General features: G+C 66.5%; 26 protein-coding genes. 18 read left to right on the top strand and 8 right to left on the bottom strand.

Going from position 1 to position 20343, the window contains the following annotated elements; translation table 11 throughout:
• Positions 1 to 35 precede the first annotated feature (35 nt).
• The 16 genes from CWS39_RS08615 (at position 36) to hypD (ending at position 14309) form a co-directional block, all read left to right on the top strand.
• Positions 36 to 1091, top strand: coding sequence for an NADH-quinone oxidoreductase subunit B family protein (locus CWS39_RS08615; protein WP_102142497.1), 1056 nt, complete (start codon positions 36 to 38; stop codon positions 1089 to 1091).
• A 62-nt stretch (positions 1092 to 1153) separates the two neighbouring features.
• A complete protein-coding gene (locus CWS39_RS08610; protein ID WP_102142496.1) occupies positions 1154 to 2950 on the top strand; it encodes a nickel-dependent hydrogenase large subunit in 1797 nt (598 codons plus the stop codon).
• Between the two features lie 3 nt (positions 2951 to 2953).
• Positions 2954 to 3853 carry a NifU family protein gene (locus CWS39_RS08605; RefSeq protein WP_102142495.1) on the top strand — a complete coding sequence of 300 codons (900 nt, stop codon included), beginning with the start codon at positions 2954 to 2956 and terminating at the stop codon, positions 3851 to 3853.
• Positions 3850 to 4482: a DUF5947 family protein gene (locus CWS39_RS08600; RefSeq protein WP_102142494.1), complete on the top strand. Its 633-nt coding sequence runs from the start codon at positions 3850 to 3852 to the stop codon at positions 4480 to 4482. Before CWS39_RS08605 ends, CWS39_RS08600 begins: the two co-directional genes overlap by 4 nt.
• Positions 4479 to 5114, top strand: a complete 636-nt coding sequence (locus CWS39_RS08595) for a DUF6084 family protein (protein ID WP_102142493.1) — start codon at positions 4479 to 4481, stop codon at positions 5112 to 5114. The genes CWS39_RS08600 and CWS39_RS08595 overlap by 4 nt, the downstream gene beginning before the upstream one ends.
• Positions 5111 to 6433 carry a hypothetical protein gene (locus CWS39_RS08590; RefSeq protein WP_102142492.1) on the top strand — a complete coding sequence of 441 codons (1323 nt, stop codon included), beginning with the start codon at positions 5111 to 5113 and terminating at the stop codon, positions 6431 to 6433. The genes CWS39_RS08595 and CWS39_RS08590 overlap by 4 nt, the downstream gene beginning before the upstream one ends.
• A gap of 12 nt (positions 6434 to 6445) precedes the next feature.
• Positions 6446 to 6565 (top strand): DUF6893 family small protein, encoded by a 120-nt coding sequence (locus CWS39_RS30265; protein WP_431306100.1) that lies wholly within the window; start codon positions 6446 to 6448, stop codon positions 6563 to 6565.
• Positions 6566 to 6575: 10 nt separating this feature from the next.
• The gene (locus tag CWS39_RS08585) at positions 6576 to 7061 is read left to right on the top strand and encodes a hydrogenase maturation protease (RefSeq protein WP_102142491.1); all 486 of its coding nucleotides are present in this window, start codon (positions 6576 to 6578) and stop codon (positions 7059 to 7061) included.
• A gap of 3 nt (positions 7062 to 7064) precedes the next feature.
• Positions 7065 to 7319, top strand: a complete 255-nt coding sequence (locus CWS39_RS08580; protein WP_102142490.1) for a HypC/HybG/HupF family hydrogenase formation chaperone — start codon at positions 7065 to 7067, stop codon at positions 7317 to 7319.
• Complete coding sequence (hypF, locus tag CWS39_RS08575) at positions 7316 to 9604, top strand: carbamoyltransferase HypF (protein WP_102142489.1); 2289 nt, start codon at positions 7316 to 7318, stop codon at positions 9602 to 9604. Before CWS39_RS08580 ends, hypF begins: the two co-directional genes overlap by 4 nt.
• Positions 9605 to 9608: 4 nt before the next feature.
• On the top strand, positions 9609 to 10394 hold the full coding sequence (locus tag CWS39_RS08570; RefSeq protein ID WP_102142601.1) for a DUF6390 family protein: 786 nt from the start codon (positions 9609 to 9611) through the stop codon (positions 10392 to 10394).
• A complete protein-coding gene (locus CWS39_RS08565) occupies positions 10391 to 11119 on the top strand; it encodes a HypC/HybG/HupF family hydrogenase formation chaperone (protein ID WP_102142488.1) in 729 nt (242 codons plus the stop codon). The genes CWS39_RS08570 and CWS39_RS08565 overlap by 4 nt, the downstream gene beginning before the upstream one ends.
• A gap of 4 nt (positions 11120 to 11123) precedes the next feature.
• Positions 11124 to 11792 (top strand): D-sedoheptulose-7-phosphate isomerase, encoded by a 669-nt coding sequence (locus CWS39_RS08560; protein WP_102142487.1) that lies wholly within the window; start codon positions 11124 to 11126, stop codon positions 11790 to 11792.
• A complete protein-coding gene (gene hypE / locus CWS39_RS08555; RefSeq protein WP_102142486.1) occupies positions 11789 to 12877 on the top strand; it encodes a hydrogenase expression/formation protein HypE in 1089 nt (362 codons plus the stop codon). The genes CWS39_RS08560 and hypE overlap by 4 nt, the downstream gene beginning before the upstream one ends.
• A 20-nt stretch (positions 12878 to 12897) precedes the next feature.
• On the top strand, positions 12898 to 13170 hold the full coding sequence (locus tag CWS39_RS08550) for a HypC/HybG/HupF family hydrogenase formation chaperone (protein WP_102142485.1): 273 nt from the start codon (positions 12898 to 12900) through the stop codon (positions 13168 to 13170).
• Between the two features lie 11 nt (positions 13171 to 13181).
• Entirely contained in the window at positions 13182 to 14309 is a 1128-nt protein-coding gene (gene hypD / locus CWS39_RS08545) for a hydrogenase formation protein HypD (protein ID WP_102142484.1), read from the top strand.
• Between the two features lie 84 nt (positions 14310 to 14393).
• Here the strand turns inward: hypD and CWS39_RS08540 are convergent, their stop codons facing one another.
• Genes CWS39_RS08540 through CWS39_RS08530 form a run of 3 tightly spaced genes read right to left on the bottom strand, consistent with a single transcriptional unit; the run spans position 14394 to position 16002 of the window.
• A complete protein-coding gene (locus CWS39_RS08540; RefSeq protein WP_102142483.1) occupies positions 14394 to 14597 on the bottom strand; it encodes a hypothetical protein in 204 nt (67 codons plus the stop codon).
• Between the two features lie 36 nt (positions 14598 to 14633).
• On the bottom strand, positions 14634 to 14828 hold the full coding sequence (locus CWS39_RS08535) for a DUF3046 domain-containing protein (protein WP_102142600.1): 195 nt from the start codon (positions 14826 to 14828) through the stop codon (positions 14634 to 14636).
• A gap of 10 nt (positions 14829 to 14838) precedes the next feature.
• Positions 14839 to 16002: a glycosyltransferase gene (locus CWS39_RS08530; protein ID WP_102142482.1), complete on the bottom strand. Its 1164-nt coding sequence runs from the start codon at positions 16000 to 16002 to the stop codon at positions 14839 to 14841.
• A gap of 43 nt (positions 16003 to 16045) precedes the next feature.
• Here CWS39_RS08530 and CWS39_RS08525 point away from each other — a divergent pair, with 43 nt between their 5' ends.
• Positions 16046 to 16483 carry a limonene-1,2-epoxide hydrolase family protein gene (locus CWS39_RS08525; protein WP_102142481.1) on the top strand — a complete coding sequence of 146 codons (438 nt, stop codon included), beginning with the start codon at positions 16046 to 16048 and terminating at the stop codon, positions 16481 to 16483.
• Here the strand turns inward: CWS39_RS08525 and pspM are convergent.
• From pspM to pgsA, 5 genes are all read right to left on the bottom strand, one after another.
• Positions 16480 to 17301, bottom strand: coding sequence for a phage shock envelope stress response protein PspM (gene pspM, locus CWS39_RS08520; RefSeq protein WP_199178011.1), 822 nt, complete (start codon positions 17299 to 17301; stop codon positions 16480 to 16482). The two genes, CWS39_RS08525 and pspM, sit on opposite strands and share 4 nt — an antisense overlap.
• An 11-nt stretch (positions 17302 to 17312) precedes the next feature.
• The gene (pspA, locus tag CWS39_RS08515; protein WP_102142480.1) at positions 17313 to 18128 is read right to left on the bottom strand and encodes a phage shock protein PspA; all 816 of its coding nucleotides are present in this window, start codon (positions 18126 to 18128) and stop codon (positions 17313 to 17315) included.
• A 123-nt stretch (positions 18129 to 18251) separates the two neighbouring features.
• Positions 18252 to 18584: a transcriptional regulator ClgR gene (clgR, locus tag CWS39_RS08510; protein WP_102142479.1), complete on the bottom strand. Its 333-nt coding sequence runs from the start codon at positions 18582 to 18584 to the stop codon at positions 18252 to 18254.
• Positions 18585 to 18662: 78 nt separating this feature from the next.
• Positions 18663 to 19160 carry a CinA family protein gene (locus tag CWS39_RS08505; RefSeq protein WP_102142478.1) on the bottom strand — a complete coding sequence of 166 codons (498 nt, stop codon included), beginning with the start codon at positions 19158 to 19160 and terminating at the stop codon, positions 18663 to 18665.
• A complete protein-coding gene (gene pgsA, locus CWS39_RS08500) occupies positions 19138 to 19743 on the bottom strand; it encodes a CDP-diacylglycerol--glycerol-3-phosphate 3-phosphatidyltransferase (RefSeq protein WP_102142598.1) in 606 nt (201 codons plus the stop codon). Before pgsA ends, CWS39_RS08505 begins: the two co-directional genes overlap by 23 nt.
• A 69-nt stretch (positions 19744 to 19812) precedes the next feature.
• Between pgsA and CWS39_RS08495 the strand changes: the two genes are divergently transcribed.
• Positions 19813 to 20298: an amino-acid N-acetyltransferase gene (locus CWS39_RS08495; RefSeq protein WP_431306103.1), complete on the top strand. Its 486-nt coding sequence runs from the start codon at positions 19813 to 19815 to the stop codon at positions 20296 to 20298.
• Positions 20299 to 20343: the final 45 nt, after the last annotated feature.

The following is a 20343-nucleotide window of genomic DNA, read 5'->3' as shown; positions in this document are numbered from 1 at the left end:
GGGCCACAGCCCAGGCCCCGGAAAGCGGCTGCAGGATGCCAACTGAAGCAGCAGTCAAAGCGGAAGAAACATTGATCCATGTGCTCTGGATCAATGCAGGTTTGAGTTGTGACGGCGATTCGGTGGCGTTGACTGCCGCCACCCAGCCCAGTGTCGAGGAAATCGCGTTAGGCGCACTTCCCGGCCTGCCCAAAATCGCCGTCCACTGGCCCCTGATCGACTTCGAGTGCGGACCTACCGGGGGCGCCGACGACTTCCTCGAGTGGTTCTTCAAGGGAGAACGCGGCGAACTCGACCCGTTCGTGTTGGTGGTTGAGGGGTCGATCCCCAACGAGCAGATCAAGAACGAGGGATATTGGTGCGGGTTCGGCAACAACCCGGCGACGGGTCAGCCGATGACCACCAGCGAATGGCTGGACCGCCTGGCACCCAAGGCCACCGCGATCGTCGCGGCCGGGACGTGCGCGACCTACGGCGGTATCCACGCGATGGCGGGCAACCCGACCGGCGCGATGGGTGTCCCCGACTATCTCGGCTGGGATTGGAAGAGCAAGGCCGGTATCCCGATCGTCTGCGTCCCAGGCTGCCCGATCCAGCCGGACAACCTCTCTGAGACGCTGACGTATCTGCTTTACATGGCCACCGACCAGGCCCCGATGATTCCGCTCGATGAGGCGCTGCGGCCCAAGTGGCTGTTCGGCGCGACGGTGCACGAGGGGTGCGATCGAGCCGGCTACTACGAGCAGGGCGACTTCGCCACCGAGTACGGGTCACCGAAATGCATTGTCAAACTGGGCTGTTGGGGCCCGGTCGTCAAGTGCAATGTGCCCAAGCGTGGGTGGATGAACGGCGTGGGCGGCTGCCCCAACGTCGGCGGCATCTGCATCGGCTGCACCATGCCCGGTTTCCCCGACAAGTTCATGCCCTTCATGGACGAACCGCCGGGCGGCAAGCTATCGAGCGCGGCGTCCGGGCTGTACGGGTCGGTAATCCGCAGCCTGCGCAACGTCACCGGTCGCACTGTCGACAAGGAGCCGCGCTGGCGGCACCGCGGGACGAAACTCGAAACCGGAGCGACTCGCACCTGGTAGGTGCGGGTCGTTTTCGCTATCCGCCTTCAGGCGATGAGTAACCGAAGCGAAAGAAGCATTCGATGACAACGATCATCCCCGAGCCGTCACACGCGAAGCGCGAGCCTGGCCAACTGGTCGAAATGGCGTGGGACCCGATCACCCGCATCGTCGGCAGCCTCGGCATCTATACCAAGATCGACTTCGACAACCGGGAAGTGGTTGAGTGCAATAGCACTTCGTCGATCTTCCGTGGCTATTCCCTGTTCATGAAGGGCAAGGACCCACGCGACGCGCACTTCATCACCAGCCGCATCTGCGGGATCTGCGGCGACAACCATTGCACGTGCTCCTGCTACGCGCAGAACATGGCCTACGGTGTCAAGCCGCCGCACATCGCCGAGTGGATCATGAACCTCGGTGAGGCCGCAGAATACATGTTCGACCACAACATCTTCCAAGAGAATCTGGTCGGCGTGGACTACTGCGAGAAGATGGTCTCCGAGACCAATCCCGGTGTGCTCACCAAGGCCGAGAACACCCAGGCGCCGCACGCCGACATGCACGGGTACCGGACGATCGCCGACATCATGCGGGCGCTCAACCCGTTCACCGGCGAGTTCTACCGGGAGGCGCTGCAGGTCAGCCGCACCACCCGAGAGATGTTCTGCCTCATGGAGGGTCGCCACGTGCATCCCTCCACGCTGTATCCCGGCGGCGTCGGCACGACCGCGACCATCCAGCTGATGACCGACTACATGAGCCGGCTGATGCGCTATGTCGAGTTCATGAAGAGGGTCGTGCCGATGCACGACGACCTGTTCGACTTCTTCTACGAGGCGCTGCCCGGCTATGAGCAGGTCGGTTTGCGACGCACACTGCTCGGCTGCTGGGGGTCGTTCCAGGACCCCGAGCACTGCAACTTCAACTACAAGGACATGGAGTCCTGGGGCCGCAAGATGTTCGTCACCCCGGGCGTGGTCGTGGACGGCAAACTCGTCACGACGTCGCTGGTGGACATCAACCTCGGCATCCGCATCCTGTTGGGCAGTTCGTATTACGACGACTGGACCGACCAGGAGATGTTCGTCAAGACCGACCCGCTCGGGAACCAGGTCGACCGGCGACATCCGTGGAACCAGCACACCAACCCGCATCCGCAGAAGCGGGACTTGGAGGACAAGTACAGCTGGGTGATGTCGCCGCGCTGGTTTGACGGCACGGATCACTTGGCGCTGGACACGGGCGGCGGTCCGCTGGCGCGGCTGTGGGCAACCGCACTGGCGAATCTGGTGGACATCGGCTACGTGAAGTCGACCGGCCACAGCGTGCAGATCAACCTGCCGAAGACCGCTCTGAAGGGCCCGGTCTCGCTGGAGTGGAAGATCCCGCAGCACGGCAGCAACACGATCGAACGCAACCGAGCGCGGACCTACTTCCAGGCCTACGCCGCCGCGTGCGCACTGCATTTCGCCGAGAAGGCGCTGGAAGAGATACGCGCCGGCCGCACCAAGACCTGGGAGAAGTTCGAGGTGCCCAAAGAGGGCATCGGCTGCGGATTCACCGAAGCGGTGCGCGGCGTGCTGAGCCACCACATGGTGATCCGTGACGGCAAGATCGCGAACTATCACCCGTATCCGCCGACCCCGTGGAACGCCAGCCCGCGGGACAGCTACGGCACGCCGGGGCCGTACGAGGATGCGGTACAGGGTCAGCCGATCTTCGAGGAGAACGACAGGGAGCACTTCAAGGGCATCGACATCATGCGCACGGTCCGCAGTTTCGACCCGTGTCTGCCGTGCGGGGTACATATGTATCTGGGCAACGGGAAGTCGTTGGATCTATTGCACTCCCCCACCCAGTTCGCAACCGGGGAATAGCGTATGGCCCATCGCCCGGACGAAACCCAGGATGACGCGCAGTGGCGTACGGCGGGCGATCGGATCCAGACCTTGCTCGACGCCAGCGCGGCGGGCGGGGCTGTCGCGCGCGAGCGAGCGGAGCAACTGGTCCGCGAGGTAACCGACCTGTACGGTGCCGGTCTGGAGCGGATGCTAAGGATCGCCGCAGCGGTTGATCCCGAGGTCGCCGACCGCTGGGCCGCCGACGATCTGGTGGCCAGCCTGTTGTTAGTGCACGGCCTGCATCCGCACAGCGTCGAGCGGCGCGTCACCGACGCGCTGGACAGTGTGCGGCCCTACCTCGGCTCTCACGGCGGCGATGTGCACCTGCTCGAAGTCGACGGCGACGTCGTCCGCCTGCAGTTCTCGGGAAGCTGCAAGAGCTGTCCGTCGTCGGCGGTCACCCTGGAGTTGGCGGTCGAGGACGCGGTGCGGGCGGCCGCTCCGGAGATCTCGTCCATCGAAGTGGTTGCCAGTGAAAGGGAAGAACCAGGTTCAGTTTCCGGTGTGATTCCCGCAGAGTCACTGTTGACCCGCTTGCGCACCAATGGGCATCACCCGACGGCGTGGCAACCGGTTCCGGAACTCGCCGAGTTGGCTGACGGGGAGGTCGGGGGCTTCCTGGTGGCCGGTACAACCGTGTTTGTTTGCCGTATCGGTGATGAGTTCTTCGCCTACCGCGATCGATGTCCGGACTGCGCCGGCTCGCTGGCCGGAGCCCAGCTGCGCGACACGGTGCTGCGGTGCCCGCGGTGTGGCGCGACCTTTGATGCCGTCCACGCGGGCGTCGGCGTAGGAAGCACACTGCATTTGGAGCCCATCCCGCTGCTGGTGCACGACGGCGTGCTCTCGATGGCAGTCGGCGAAGCGGTGGCATCATGACCGGCTCATTGGATGTGCTGGCCCGAATCCGGGCCAACCGCGGCGCGCCGGAGCCAGCCGGCGAGCGCTGCGAAATGTGTTCGGAGCCGATCGCCGACGAGCACCAACATGTGGTGAATGTCGAAGGCCGCCAATTGATGTGCGTCTGCCGCGGCTGCTACCTGCTGTTCACCGACACCCACGCCGAGCTCCGATACCGGGCCATTCCGGACCGCTACTTGTCGTTCCCCGACTTCGCCCTGGGGCGGCGTGAATGGGAGTCACTGCAGATCCCGGTCGGACTGGCGTTCTTCTTCCGCAACTCCACCCTTGGCCGCATGGTCGCGTTCTATCCCGGTCCAGCCGGCGCCACCGAATCCCAACTGGATCTCGACGCTTGGAACGAAATCAGCGCCGCCGATCCGCGGGTGACCATGCTTGCCGACGACACCGAAGCCTTGATCGTTCGGGTGCCCGACGACGAAGCGCTGCCCCCGAGGTGCAATTTGGTGCCGATCGACGCGTGCTACGAGTTTGTCGGCCGGCTGCGCATGCTGTGGCGCGGCTTCGACGGCGGCCAGGATGTGCGCAACTTCATGGACGAGTTCTTCCGCGCCGTCGACGACCGCAGCGAGGTGGTCGAGCGATGACTGAGGTCACCTTCGCGGTCCTCGACATTGCGCCGGAACCCTATGCGGTGACCCCGATCCTGATCGCGCGCATTGGCGTCGCGGCCGTCGGTGACGAGCCGGTGCACGCCATAGCCCTGCGCTGCCAAGTCCGCATAGAACCGGTGCGACGCGGCTACACGGACGACGAGGCCGCCGGATTGTTGGACCTGTTCGGTCCCCGGGAACGCTGGAGCACCACGCAGCACACCTTCCTCTGGCAGCACAGCACCGCGATGGTGCCCGGATTCAGCGGTGCCACCCAGGTCGAGCTGCCCCTGGAATGCACGTACGACTTCGAAGTCGCAGCGGCGAAGTACCTGCACGCGTTGCGCGATGGCACTGTGCCACTGCAGTTCCTGTTCAGTGGAACGATTTTCGTACCGGGCGCCCGGGGCTTCGCGGTACAGCAGGTGCCCTGGGACCGCGAGGACCGCTACGACATGCCGGTGTCGGTCTGGCGCGGGCTGATCGCGCAGCACTATCCGAACACCGGATGGCTGCGCCTGGGGCGCGACACCATCGACGAGTTGGCGGCCTACAAGTCGCAGCGCGGACTGCTGTCGTTCGACGACGCGATCATGTCCCTGATCTCGCGCGAGGAAATACGATGAGCGCCAACTACCAGGTCCGAGCCGTCGCCGATGCCGTGCTGTACGAGGGGTACCTGCTCTACCCATATCGGGCGAATTCGCGCAAGAACCAGTCGCGCTGGCAATTCGGCGTGCTCGGTCCGCCGGGCGCCGAGGCAGCCGGCATCGGCGAGAACGACACCCTCTCGGCACAGTTGCTGGTGCAGCCGCACGGTCAGCCGGCGGTATCGGTCGTGGTGCGGTTCCTGCAGCTCCAGCACCGCGCCGCCGAACGTGACGTCGGTGGCGGCCGCTACGAACCCGTCGACGAACTGGTGGCCGGACCGCGTTCCTGGCTGAGCTGGGATGAAGCCGTGGAACGCGAGATCAGTTTCGGCCCGTTCGACCCGGCTGAACTCGAAGCGGCACAGACACATCCGATCGTGGTGGCATCCGGCACCGACATCGAGACCGTCGACGGCGGCCGCCTGGTCCGGACCCGACGCGAGCTGCGCGGCGAATTGAGCATTGCCGCCGAACAGGACGGTGCCTTGGCACGGTTGACGGTGACGGCACGCAACACCGCGGGGCCCGCCGCAGACAAGGACGAGGCGATCGCGGTGTCGTTGATCGGCACCCACCTGATCGCCGAGGTCACCGGCGGCGAGTTCGTCTCGCTGCTCGAACCGCCCCCGTCGGCCCTCAAGGCGGCGGCCCGCTGTCACCAGCATCGTTGCTTCCCCGTCCTGGCTGGATCACCGGGAATGCACGATCTCATGTTGGTGTCGCCGATCATCCTCTACGACTATCCGGAGATCGCCGAGCAAAGCGAAGGCGCGCTGTACGACGCATGCGAGATCGATGAGATCCTCACCCTGCGCATCATGACGATGACCGACGAAGAAAAGGCGGAGGCCCGCGCCACCGATGCACGGGCCGCCGAGATCATCGACCGCTGCGACTCGATGTCACCCGAAGCGATGCTCAATCTGCATGGCGCGCTGCGCAATCCGCATGCCATGACCGAACGTCCCGGTTTGATACCGGAGATACCTGAGGGCGTCGACTGGTGGGATCCATTGGCCGACAACGCCGTCAACCCCGAGATCGATGCCGTGCTGGTCAACGGCGTGCGGGTCAGCCGAGGCAGTCGGGTCCGGTTGCATCCGTCACGACGCGCCGACGCCCAGGACCTGTTCTTCGCCGACCGGATTGCGCTGGTGACCTCGGTGCACGAGGACGTCGACGGTGACCAGCACGTCGGAGTGGTGCTCGAGGACGATCCGGCCGCAGACCTGCACGACTGGTACGGCCGCTACCTGTACTTCGCACCGGACGAAGTCGAACCGTTAGCGCAGTGAAAGGGGTTCAAGATGGAAGCAGTGGGCTGGGTAGCCGTCGGTATCGCCGCGGTCGTCGTGATCGCGGGAGCGTATATCGGGATCCGGTCGATCCCGGATGCCCGGCGCTATCTGAAGATGCGGCGAATGTAGCTCGGCAGGTGTGACTACGTCCAGAATTCTGGTAGCCGGCATCGGCAACATCTTCCTCGGCGACGACGGGTTCGGCCCCGAGGTGCTGCGGCATATGCCGCAGCGGCTAGCGAGCGAACGGGTTCGGCTGCGGGACTACGGTATTCGGGGTATGCACCTGGCCTACGACCTCCTCGACGGCTGGGACGCCCTGGTACTCGTCGACGCGCTGCCCAGCCGCGGCTCGCCGGGAGCACTGCACGTCTTCCAGGCCGACCACGAAAGCCTGTCGGCCACAGTGGCTCTGGACGCGCACGCCATGGATCCCGCGGCGGTATTCGCCAGCCTCAATGCGCTTGGCGGCACACCGCCGTACACCGTGGTGGTCGGCTGCGAGGCGGCGAACGTCGATGAGGGCATCGGACTGTCCGACCCTGTCGCGTCGGCCGTACCCGATGCGGTGCAAGCGATCGAGGACGTGGTGGCGCAACTGTTGACGTCGGAACAGGTGGGCTGAGCGATGTGTCTGGGAATCCCCGGGCGGGTGGTGCGGGTGCTGGACGGATATGGCGGCCAACTTGCGCTGGTCGACGTCGCCGGACAGGAGCGCAAGGTCAACGTCGGCATGCTGCCCGAGGAGACCTTCGCCTCAGGAGATTGGGTGATCATCCACATGGGCTTCGTGGTCGAAAAGACCGACAAGGCAGGCGCCGACGCCGCGATGGCCGGTCTGCAACTGCTGGGCCGCGACGATAACGCAGAAGCGCCACCATGATGACCCGGCGCAGGTTACGGATCTGTGTGCGCGGTGTGGTGCAGGGCGTCGGCTTTCGGCCGTTCGTCTACACCACCGCCGCCGGGCTGGGGCTGGCCGGCTGCGTGCGCAACGACAGCAACGGCGCAGTGATCGAGGTCGAGGGCGACGACGACGCGGTGGGCACTTTTCTCGCCCGGCTGCACGACGACGCTCCTCCGCTGGCGGTGATCGAAACCGTTGACACCGAGGTTATTCCGTGTGTCGGTGGCACCGGGTTCGCGATCACCGACACCACTCGTAGCACTGGCGGCCGCACGCTGGCCTCCGCGGATGTCGCGATGTGCGCAGAGTGTGCAGCCGAACAACGGGACCCGGCCAACCGGCGCTACCGGCACGCGTTCGTCAACTGCACCAACTGCGGACCGCGGTTCACCATCATCGAATCACTGCCCTACGACCGCGGCGCCACCACGATGGCCGCCTTCACGATGTGCACCGAGTGCGCGCGCGAGTACGCCGACCCCGCCGACCGACGGTTCCACGCCCAACCCGTGTGTTGCCCGAATTGTGGGCCGACGCCGAGCTACCGGGATGACGGAGGCCACGTCACCCAGGGCGAGTCGGGGTTACACCAGGCGCGAACGCTGCTCCGCGACGGCGGCATTCTCGCGGTCAAAGGTATCGGCGGGTATCACCTGGCCTGCGACGCCGCCAACGAACGCGCTGTCGCCGAACTACGGCAGCGAAAGCGGCGTGGCGACAAGCCGTTTGCAGTCATGGTGCCCGATCTGTCCACGGCCCGCTGCATCACCGACGTCGACGAGGCGGCCGCGCGCGTGCTGTCCGGCCCACAACGGCCGATCGTGCTGATGCCACGACTCCCGGCAGCGCCCGTGGCCGATGCAGTGGCACCGCACAATCCCGATCTGGGTGTCATGCTGGCCTACACGCCCCTGCACGCCTTGCTGTTTGGCCTGCCCGGTGACGCACCCGGACCGCCTGTGCTGGTGATGACCTCCGGCAATTTGGGCGGCGAGCCGATCTGCTTCACCGACGACGACGCGCTGCACCGGCTCGCCCACCTAGCGGACGGCTGGCTGATGCACAACCGGGCGATCCTGGTGCCGTGCGACGACTCGGTCGTGCGGGTGCTCGACGGTGCCGAGCTGCCGATCCGCCGCTCCCGCGGCTACGCACCGCTGCCGGTGGCGCTTCCAGTGCCGGTACCGCCGACGCTGGCGGTGGGCGCAGATCTGAAGAACACACTGGCCGTCGCCGAGGGCAAGTACGCCTGGCTGAGCCAGCACATCGGCGACATGGACGATCTCGCCACCCTGGCCGCATTCGGGCGGGCCGAGCAGCACCTCGAAGCGTTGACCGGTGTGAACCCGGAAATCGTTGTGGCAGACACTCATCCGGGCTACCGCTCCGCCGCCTGGGCCCACCGAAACGCGGGCGACCGGCCGGTGCGATCAGTGCAGCACCACCACGCGCATATCGCGGCGCTCATGGCCGAGCACGGATTGGACGGTTCGCAACAGGTGCTCGGATTCGCCTTCGACGGAACGGGTTACGGTCCCGACGGTGCGGTCTGGGGTGGCGAGGTCCTGCTCGCCGACTACAAGAGCTATCAGCGCCTGGCCCAACTCAAATACGTGCCGCTGGCAGGTGGCGACATCAGCGTGTTGCGGCCATACCGGATGGCACTTTCGCACTTGTGGGCGGCCGGTCTGCCGTGGGATGCCGACCTGGTGCCGGTGCAGGCGTGCCCGATCGATGAGCGTCAAGCGCTGGAGCATCAGCTGAAGACCGGATTCGGCTGCGCACCAACGTCCAGCATGGGCCGGCTCTTCGACGCGGTGGCAGCGTTGGTCGGCGTCCGGCAAGTGGTCGCATACGAAGCCCAGGCCGCAATCGAACTGGAGGGCCTGTCGCGCGATGCCGATCCCGGCGCGACCCATTACCGCTTCGACGTCGAGACCGGCCAACTACCGGAGGGCATCGACCCGGCGCCGGTCCTCGCCGCTGTCATCGGCGATCTGCGCGCGGGCGTGCCGGCGGGGGTGATCGGCGCGCGGTTCCACCGCGCCGTGGCCGAATTGATCGTCGAACTGGCCGCCGCCGAAGGCGTGACCAAACAGAAGGTCGCATTGTCGGGCGGCGTGTTCCAAAACGCGCTGCTGCTGCGGCTGGCGCTAGTCGGCCTACGGGCCAAAGGTTTTCAAGTGATCACCCATCGGCATGTACCACCGAATGACGGCGGCATCGCCCTGGGTCAGCTAATGGTGGGGAATGCGGGGTAGCACGATGACCGCACTGCCTATCCAACCACTTCCCGCCGGACAAGCGTTATTCGGCCGATATGCCTACCCGCCCAATGAGCTTGGGTACTGCGGGCCGACTCTTGGCGTCGACACACCGACCGAAGTGGCCAGCCATGCAAGGGAATTCGACGGCGCCTGGCCCTACCTGCGGGCGATCGCGGATGCGGCCGGCTCGGATCCGCTGAGCGCCGACGTGGTGCGCAGCTACTGGGTGGGCGGACCCCTATTGGACCGGGTCGACCCCGCAACCTTGTTAGACGCCCTGAGAAGGGCATTCAAGGGTCAAGCCACGGGGTTGCTCGACGAACTGGTCGAGTCGGCGGGCGCGCTGGCGCATCACAGCTTCCACGTTTTCGTGGTTTATCCGTGGGTGCGGTTTCTCGACCGGGACGCCACGACGGCGCTTCGCGTACTGCAGGACTGCCGAATACGTTGGGGCACAGTTGAATCCATCGATAGCGAGCACGTCGTGATCACCTCTCGGCCGCTCACCTACGACGCCGGCCTGCTGGATCTCGGCGCGGCCACGACCGAACGCGTGCGATGGAGCAAGGACGGGGTGGCGCTGATCGCCGCGCCCACACCTGGCGACACGGTGTCCGCCCACTGGGACTGGATCTGCGACGTGCTCACCGGCGCGCAGAGCTCCGAATTGGCCGCGGCCACCCAGGCGACGCTGGATCTGGTCAACGCCGCCCGGCGACCGGTGGCGAATGCGGTGACGTCGCACCCAACGCGGAGCACACTGGTTGATAGGAGGTCGAAATGACCGTCACTGCACAGCCGAGTACGTCCTTCGTCGACACCGATCTGGCCGCCGACCTAGCGTCGGCAGCCCTGGACCTGGCCCGCAGGTTCCATGACGGCGCCACCCTGTGGGTGATGTCTCCCCAATGGGAACCGCACGCCCACCACGTCGCCGTCGAATTCGTCCATCCGGTGATCATGGGCAAACGGGCGCTGCCATCGGTTGCGCTCGTAGAACCGGATCCGGTGGCACAGGCGCGGGTGGCCTGCCAGCCCGGTGACCTGCTAATGGCGGTGGCTTCGGCCGACCAACCGGCGGTGGTGGACGCCATGCGACGGGCACCGGCATGGGGGGCCTTGACACTGTGGATCGGCTCTGGCCCCCGACCACCGGCCGGCGCGGCGAACCACATCCTGTGGGTCGACTCGGACGATCCGATGGTGCCGGCCACCGGACGGTTCGTGCTGCTGTATCACCTGCTGTGGGAGCTCACCCACGTCTGCTTCGAGCACCCCGGACTGCTCAAGCCGCAAGCGGAGGGCGACGCCTGCGTGACCTGCAGCGACGAAGGTCGGCTCGCCGAGGTCATTCTCGAACCCGCCGACGCGAATAATCGGGCGCTGGTCCGCACCGCGACCGGCGAGGAATCGGTCGATGTCAGCCTGATCGGCGACGTGACACCAAATGACCTCGTCCTGGTGCACGCGGGCGCGGCGATCTCGCGTCTTGACGACACCGGAAGGTGAACCGATGACAACTCACGAGGAGAGCACCGGCTTTCTGTACCCCTTCATCGAGTCCGAGGAGACCGACGCGAAGAGTCTGCTCGAGGACCTTGCCGCGTCGGCCCGCAGCAAGGCCGCCGAAAGTGCCCGCCTGCAACGAGAATCGTTGGACGAGTACGGGCCGGCATTGACCGAGGCTGGCATCAAAATGGCCGAGAGGTTCCTGCGCGGTGGCCGGCTCTACACGTTGGGCAACGGCGGCAGCTCCACCGACGCGGCGACGCTGGCGTCACTGTTCAGCCGTCCGGCGCGAGGGCGCCCCGTCGCGGCGTGGTCGCTGGCGGCCGACGAGGCGGTGGTGACCGCCCTGGGCAACGACGTCGGCTTTGAGCTGATCTTCAAACGGCAGATCATCGCCCACGCCCGCGACCGCGACGTCGCGATCGCGTTGTCGACATCGGGCAACTCCGAGGACCTCATGACGGCAATCACCGAGGCCAATCATCGGGGTGTGCTGACCATCGGGTTCTCCGGCCACGACGGCGGGCGGATGGCCGCGGCCGAGGATCTCGACTATTGCTTCACCGTGCACAGCCAAAGCATCCACCGCATCCAGGAAAGCCACGCGATGCTCGGGTACCGGCTCTGGTCGGTGACGCAGGAGCACATGGCCCGGGCACGGAAAGCATCATGAGCACCACCGCCGCCGACCGCGAAGACCGGGTGCTGGAACGCATCGACAAGTTCCGGCAACGACGCCCGCGGCTGCTAGACGACGTGGTGACCCTGGCGCACGGCGCGGGCGGGAAGTCGTCTGCGGCGCTCGTTGATGCCGTGTTCCTCGAAGCGTTCCGCAACTCCGAACTCGAACAGCTCGGTGACGCCGCCGTGTTGCCCCTACCGTCGGGCGAGCGGCTCGCTTTCTCCACCGACTCGTATGTTGTTCAGCCGCTGCGTTTTCCGGGCGGATCCATCGGACAGGTCGCGGTGCACGGAACGATCAACGACCTCGCGGTGTCCGGGGCCCGGCCCCAGTGGTTATCGGCGGGATTCGTCATCGAGGAGGGCTTCGGAATCGCCGAACTCCGCGAGATCGTCGCCGATATGAGCGAGGCCGCTGCCCGGGCCGGGGTGCAGATCGTCACCGGCGACACCAAGGTCGTCGGCAAAGGTGCCGCGGACGGCGTGTACATCTGCACTACCGGTGTGGGATTGATTCCAGAGGGCAGGCGGCTGGCCCGCGACCGGGTGCAGCCCGGGGACAAAGTGCTGCTGTCGGGCACGATCGGCGAGCACGGGATGGCGGTCATGTTGGCCCGCGGCGACCTCGCCATCGACGCCGACATCGCCTCGGACACCGCACCGGTCAATGCGCTGGTCGAGGCCCTGCTCGAGGCGGCGCCGTCGACACGCTGGATGCGCGATGCCACCCGCGGCGGCGTCGGGACGGTGTGCAACGAACTGGTCAAGGACTCCCCGTTCGCGGTGATCCTGGACGAGGACCGCCTTCCCGTCGAACCGCAGGTGTTGGGCGCCTGCGACATGCTCGGCATCGACCCCTTGTACGTCGCGAACGAAGGCAAATTCGTCGCGATCGTCGCGCCCGACGAGGTTGAGGCGGCTGTTTCCGCTCTGCGCACTCATCCGCAAGGTAATCGCGCGGCCGTCGTCGGTGAGATCGTGCCGGAACCACCGGGCATCGTCGCACTGCGTACTTCCTTCGGCGGCAGCCGAATTGTCGACATGCTCGTTGGCGACCCGCTGCCGCGGATCTGCTGAGACTCGAGAGGAGAACCACGATGTGTCTGGGGATCCCCGGCCAGGTGGTCGACATCGTCGACGCCGAGCAATACCTGGCCAAGGTTGACGTCAACGGTGTGCGCAGAAACATCAGCGTGCGGTTACTGGCCGACGACAACCTGCAAGTCGGCGACTGGGTGCTGGTGCACGTTGGATTCGCGATGGCCAAGATCGATGAACTCGAGGCCAAACTGACCCTGGATCAGGTGCAGAAGATGGGCGAGAACTACCAGCAGGAGATCGACGCATTCAACGAGTCCGAAATCGCATGAGGGTGTGAGCCATGAAGTTTGTCGACGAATTCCGCGATCCGGCGGCGGCACGCGCCCTGGTCAAGTCGATCACCGAGCTGGCGGGCGACGCCGAGTTCAAATTCATGGAGGTGTGCGGCGGTCACACGCACACGATCTACCGTCATGGCATCGAGCACCTGCTGCCCGAAGCTATCGAGTTGGTGCACGGACCCGGCTGTCCGGTGTGCGTGATCCCGATGGGCCGGGTGGACGACGCAATGTGGCTGGCCGAGCAACCCGGCATCATCTTCACGACGTTCGGGGACATGATGCGGGTGCCGGGGTCCAACGGCAATCTCATCGAGGCCAAGGCGCGCGGGGCGGATGTGCGCTTCGTCTACTCCCCGCTCGACGCCCTCAAGGTTGCGCTGGACAACCCCGACCGGCACGTGGTGTTCTTCGCGGTCGGGTTCGAAACGACCGCACCGTCAACGGCCGTGACGCTGGTGCGGGCGCGCATGCTGGGCGTGACGAACTTCAGTGTGTTCTGCAACCACGTCACCATCGTGCCGCCGATCAAGGCCATTCTCGAGTCACCAGATCTGCGCCTCGACGGGTTCCTCGGCCCGGGCCACGTTTCCACCGTGGTGGGGTTGCGGCCGTACCGATTCGTGCCCGAGGTGTACGGCAAACCGATGGTCGTCGCGGGGTTTGAACCGCTCGACATCCTCGCGTCGGTACACATGCTGCTGGCACAGATCCGCGACGGCCGCTGCGAAGTGGAGAACCAATACACCCGCGTGGTGCGCCCAGAGGGCAACACCCAGGCGTTGAAGCTGATGGCGCAGACGTTCGAGTTGCGCCCCCACTTCGAGTGGCGGGGGCTCGGGTTCATCTCGCAGAGCGCGCTGAAGATCCACCACGACTACGCCGAATACGACGCCGAGCTGAAGTTCGAGATGCCCGGCGTCCGCGTGGCCGACCCCAAGGCGTGCCAATGCGGTGAGGTTCTCAAGGGCGTCATCAAGCCCTGGGAGTGCAAGGTGTTCGGCACGGCCTGCACACCCGAAACGCCCATCGGCACGTGCATGGTGTCCCCCGAGGGCGCCTGCGCGGCGTACTACAACTTCGGCCGGCTACACCGGGAAACCGCGCAACTGCTGGGCCAGAGCGGCTGAGTTTCCGCCGCCGTGCCGCGAATGTGCGTTTTCATACGCCCTCACCGGCGCGTCGCGTATGAAACCGCACGATCAGCGCGACGGTCAGCGACGCCAGTGCGGAAAGTCGTCGTAATCCCGCAGCGTCATCACGAACCCGACACCGCCGACGAGTATCGCCACGATGTACCCGACAGCCGCATGCCATCCGGTGAGAACCGACGCGACCAGCCACACCAGCAGAACTGCAGCGATCACCACCAGAACGCCATAGAACGGCGTCCGCATCGGATGGTCGCCGAGACCCATAACTCCGGTATACGCCTATTCCCCGAACAGGAAAAGTCACCACTGATCGCGGGGTACGTCGAAGTCCGCGCACAGTGCCCGCCACACATCGCGTGGGTCGACGCCGTCCTCGATCGCCTGCGCCGCGGTGCGCCCGCCGAGCCCCGTCAGAACGTGGTCCACCAACAGCGATGCCCCGCGCACACGACCGAACTGCGCCTCCACCAACTCGTGGAATTCCGTCAGCCGCACGCGACCCAACCTACGCGAGCGCGTCTCGGCACACCCGTACCGGATCGGCGACCTCCGCCACGCTGGCTCCCGCCCGCTGCGCCGCCTCCCGGTATCGCGGTGAGCCCAACACCTCCGACACCGCCGACGCCAGCCCCGCCGCCGTCAACGGCCGCACCAGCTGCGCACTACCTTGGCGCACAACGCGATTCGCGATCTCCCATTGGTCGCCACCGCCGGGCACCACCACCAGCGGCACCCCGGCAAGCAGGGTCTTGGACACCATTCCGTGGCCGCCACCGCAGATCACCAGGTCGGCATGCGACAGCAGCTCGTCCTGCCGCCCCAGCCCGACGGTCGCCCACGGCGGCACCGAGACCTCGGAGCCGCCCAGCCGCGACACCACCACCCGCGACCCCTCGGGCAGTACCTCCCCCGGCGTCAACGTCTCCAATGCCAGCTCGGTCAGGCCACGAGCACCGGTCATCGCCGTCGACGGCGCCACCACCACCACCGGGCCGCTACCCGCTGGCACGTCCAGCACCGTCGACGTCGGCTCGAAATGCAGCGGGCCCACCACCACCGCCTCCGACGGCCAGTCCGGCCGCGGCACCTCCAGTGCGGGCAGCGTCGCGATCAGTCGCCGCAGCGGCCCGGGATCCGCAGCGGGCAAACCGATTTCGACCCGAACCACGGACCTCTGGCGCAGTCCCTCACGCCACGATCGGGCCGTCAGCGCACGCATCAACGAGTCGCGCAGGCGCCCCCGCAGCCCCACGCCCGGCGCCAGGCCGCTTCCCAGCGGCGGCAGCCCTTTCGACGGCCGATACAGCGGATGCGGGCTCAACTCCACCCACGGCAATCCCAGCAGCTCGGCCGCCAGCCCGCCGCACGCGGTGATCACATCCGAGACCACCAGATCCGGTGCCAGTTCGCGCAGCGGCGGCACGTTCAGTACTGCCATCCGCGCGGCCCGCTGGTGGATCTTCGCGCCGGCGTCGGTGTCATCGTCGAGTTCCGTCGGGTCCAGGCCCAGCAATTCCACGGCGTCCACGCCCGCCGCGCGGGCGGAATCGAGCCACTCCACGCCCGTCAGCAGCGTCGGCGACCACCCCGCGGCCAGGAATTTCAGGCACAGCGCGATGGCCGGAAACGCATGTCCGGGATCCGGCCCGGCAACCACCGCAACGCGCATCGGGCCTACCCTGCCACAGCGCTCGCCACTACCCTGAGGACCCATGAGCAACCAGACTTCCGAACTCACCGCTGTCGACACCACGCGCATCGTCGAGACATTCCTCAACGCCCTGCAAGACGAGGACTTCGACACCGTCGAAGCATCGGTGGCCGACAACTTGGTGTGGCAGAACGTCGGATGGCCGACGGTGCACGGACGTCAGCGCGTCATGAGGCTGTTCCGGTCGATGTCGGGCCGCGCGGGCTTCGAGGTGAAGATCCACCGGATCGCCGCCGACGGCACCACAGTGCTCACCGAGCGCACCGATGCGCTCACCGTCGGGCCGCTGCGGCTGCAGTTCTGGGTGTGCGGGGTGTTCGAGGTGCACGACGGCCGAATCACGCTGTGGCGCGACTATTTCGACTTGTTCGACGTCACCAAGGCCATCGCGCGTGGCATCGCCGCGACGGTGTTTCCGTCACTGCGGCCGGCGTTCTAAGCGCCGCGCAGGTGCCCCAACTCGTCAAACGCCTGCGCCCAGCCCATCAGCCGATCGGTCGCGTTGCTCAACTCGTCGCGGTAGCGCTGCGACATCGGTGAACTTGACAGCGGGCCGCTGTTGGCCGCAGATACCAATTGCGCTGCGGCGGTGACCATTTCGTTGTACTGACGCACGCCACTGTTCAGCTGTGCGGTGAACGCGTTGATGGTGGGCACCAGATGCGATCGCGAATGCGGCGCGTTGGCGATCGCCTTCTCCATCGACACCACCTCGTTGGCCGTCGCCGCCATCGTCGCCGCCGTCTGGTTGGCCGCCGCGGTCAGCTCACGCAGCTCGTCGGCCGGCAGCATCCGGCCCCGCTCCATCACTCCAAGCAGTGAGAACAGTCCCCGCTCCGAGGCCACCAGCGCGGCCATCGGCTGCCGCGCCGCCGATCCCCACGGCGGCAGGCGTCGTCCCGCCCGGGAGCGCTCAGGCGGCAGCGGAGTCGCCCGCAGCCACCGATAGCGCAGCCAGAACAACGTCGCCGGGAACGCGGCGCCCGCGGCGATGGCCCCCGTGATGATCAGCACCCAGAACGGCGTGCTCCACGCGGCCAACACGGCCGTCACCAACAACCAGAACCCGCACGCCAGCGTGAAGAACAACCCCAGCCGCAGCGCCCACCGCCGCTTACGCAACAGCTTGGCGCGCGGATCGGCTGCGGCATTGAGCTTTTCGGCCACGACGTCCGAAAGCTCAGCAGCGGTGTCGACGCCGCGCTGCACCAGCGACCGCCACGCTTCGGGCCTACCCGGCCGGGAATTCACTGCCATCGCTACGAAACCTATTGGTTGAGTGGCTTTTCCGGAGTCGCCGTGCTCGGGTTGGCGGCGGGAGTGGCCGGGGCCGGCTTGGCGGCATCGCCGGCCGGCAACTGCTCACCGCGCATCGACGCGCGGATCTGCTCCAGCCGCGAATGGCCGGCCATCTGCACGCTCGACTGCTGCACCTCGAGCATCCGGCCCTGCACCGAGTTCTGCGCCAGCTCGGCCGAACCCATCGCATTGGCGTAGCGCCGTTCGATCTTCTCGCGGACCTCGTCGAGGCTCGGCGTGGTGCCCGGGGCGGCGATCTCGCTCATCGACCGCAACGAGGCGCTGACCTGCTCCTGCATCTTGGCCTGCTCGAGCTGGCTGAGCAGCTTGGTGCGCTCGGCGATCTTCTGCTGCAGCATCATCGCGTTCTGCTCGACGGCCTTCTTCGCCTGGCCGGCCGCCTGCAACGCCTGATCGTGCAGGGCCTTGAGATCCTCGACGCTCTGCTCCGCGGTCACCAGCTGAGCGGCGAACGCCTCCGCAGCGTTGTTGTACTCGGTGGCCTTGGCGGCGTCACCCGCGGCGGTGGCCTGATCGGCCAGGGTGAGCGCCTGACGGACGTTGACCTGAAGCTTCTCAATGTCGGCGAGCTGCCGGTTCAGCCGCATCTCCAGCTGGCGCTGGTTGCCGATCACCTGGGCGGCCTGCTGCGTCAGCGCCTGGTGCTGGCGCTGCGCCTCCTCGATGGCCTGCTGAATCTGCACCTTCGGATCGGCGTATTCGTCGACCTTCGAGCTGAACAGCGCCATCAGGTACTTCCACGCCTTGACGAACGGATTGGCCATGAGTTCACTCCGCCTTTGTGTCGTTGTGCTGGTGCGCTTGCTGTACTGCCAACTTATCGGTTTTCGCGCAGTTCACCACACCCCTTGCAGGTGATTCACCAGATCGAACGGCGCACGTCGGAACTAAGCCACCGCGAGCGACACCACGGGCGGGATGACGACCTTGGTGCTCGCGTCGATATTCACGGCGCTCACCGTCTCGGGAACGGCGGCCGCGCGTTCCTCGCGGGCCAGTTCGTCACCGGCATCGGAGAGCACGCGCGACAGCGGCACGTCCAAGGCGCCGCAGATGGCGCTGAGCAGTTCGCTGGACGCCTCCTTGCGGCCGCGTTCGACCTCCGAGAGGTAGCCCAGGCTGACCCGGGCCGAATCGGACACCTCGCGCAACGTGCGCCCCTGCTCGGTGCGGGCACGGCGCAGCACGTCGCCGATCACCTCGCGCAGCAATGCCGCCATCGTACCCTCCTTCGTCGGCCGGATCGGTTACCTACGTCAACGCTGCCGCACGCCGCGTTGGTTCCCGCGCGACCGAAATCACTGTTGTTCGACGAGCCTGCGCAGACGCACGATCGCCTCGCGGACCGCGCCGACGCGGATATCCCACCGCGAGCCGGACAACTCCAGCTCGACGACCTCGGTGACTCCGGCGTCCACGGGGCCGGCCAGCCCGAGAAAGACGGTGCCCACCGGGTGACCGCCGTGCGGTTCGGGGCCCGCGACGCCGGTGATCCCGACGCCCCACGTCGCGGCGCACCGTTGTTGGGCGCCGACCGCCAGCGCGCGGGCGGTGGGCGCCGCCACGGGGCCGACCGCATCCAGGACCTGCGACGGCACGCCGGCCAGCGAGATCTTGGTGTCTTCGGTGTAGGTGATCAGCCCGCCGCGCAGCACCACACTCGCGCCGGGCACGCCGGCCAGGGTGGCGGCCAGCAGCCCCGCGGTCAGCGACTCCGCCGTCGCCACGCTCTGCCGGCGCACCGTCAGGTCGGCGATCAACGCACGGGCGTCATCACTGACCAGTGGGTCGTCCACGGGAATCCCTGACCGCCGAAACTACGTAATCGACACCGGTGATCACCGTCAGGACGATCGCCGCCCCCATGATCACCCAGGCCACCGCCAACCACGCGCCCGGCCAGTTCTCCAAGGGCAGCACGAACAATCCGATCGCGACAGCCTGCACCAGAGTCTTGAGTTTGCCCCCGCGGCTGGCCGGGATGACGCCGTGACGCAGCACCACGAAACGTAGGACAGTGATGCCGATCTCACGCACCAGAATCACCACCGTCACCCACCACGGCAGGTCGCCGAGCACCGACAGCCCGATCAGGGCCGCGCCGATGAGCGCCTTGTCCGCGATCGGATCGGCCAACGTGCCGAATTCGGTGACCATGCCGTAGCTACGCGCCAGTGCGCCGTCGAGCCGATCGGTGATGACCGCGACCGCAAAGACGATGAAAGCCGCTATCCGCCAGAAGGTTTCATGGCCGTCGCCGACGAAAAGCAGTACGAGAAAGACCGGAACCAACGCGAACCGCACGCCGGTGAGCACATTGGCGAGATTCGCCACCCGCGCGCGCGGAACCACCGGATCGGTATGAGGTTGGCCCGACACCGCCACAGAATATCGGTTGGGCAAACCGATACCCTCGCACCTGTGAGCGCTGCGCCTGATGACCGGCTTGTGGTCCGGCGTGCGCGAACGTCGGATGTGCCTGCAATCAAGGCGCTCGTCGACATCTACGCCGGCAAGATCCTGCTCGAGAAGAACCTCGTGAACCTGTACGAGGCCGTGCAGGAGTTCTGGGTCGCCGAACTCGACGGTGAGGTGATCGGTTGCGGCGCCCTGCACGTGCTGTGGGCCGACCTCGGCGAGGTGCGCACGGTCGCGGTGCATCCCAAGGTGCGCGGCCAGGGCGTCGGGCACCGCATCGTCGAGGTGCTGCTCGATGTGGCCCGCGAACTGCACCTCGAACGCATCTTCGTGTTGACGTTCGAGGTGGACTTCTTCAGCAAGCACGGGTTCGAGGAGATTGAGGGCACGCCGGTCACCGCGGAGGTCTACGAGGAGATGTGCCGGTCGTATGACACCGGCGTGGCCGAATTCCTCGACCTGTCCTACGTGAAGCCAAACATCTTGGGCAACACCCGAATGCTGCTGACGCTCTAGGTGATTTGTGTGCGTTCAGCGGCGCTCACCGCCGCTCAGCGCACA

The sequence above is a fragment of the Mycobacterium hubeiense genome (assembly GCF_002838065.1).
GTDB lineage: Bacteria > Actinomycetota > Actinomycetes > Mycobacteriales > Mycobacteriaceae > Mycobacterium > Mycobacterium hubeiense.
The sequence above is the reverse complement of the archived record's forward strand: the minus strand, read 5'-3'. Positions and strand labels throughout refer to the sequence as shown.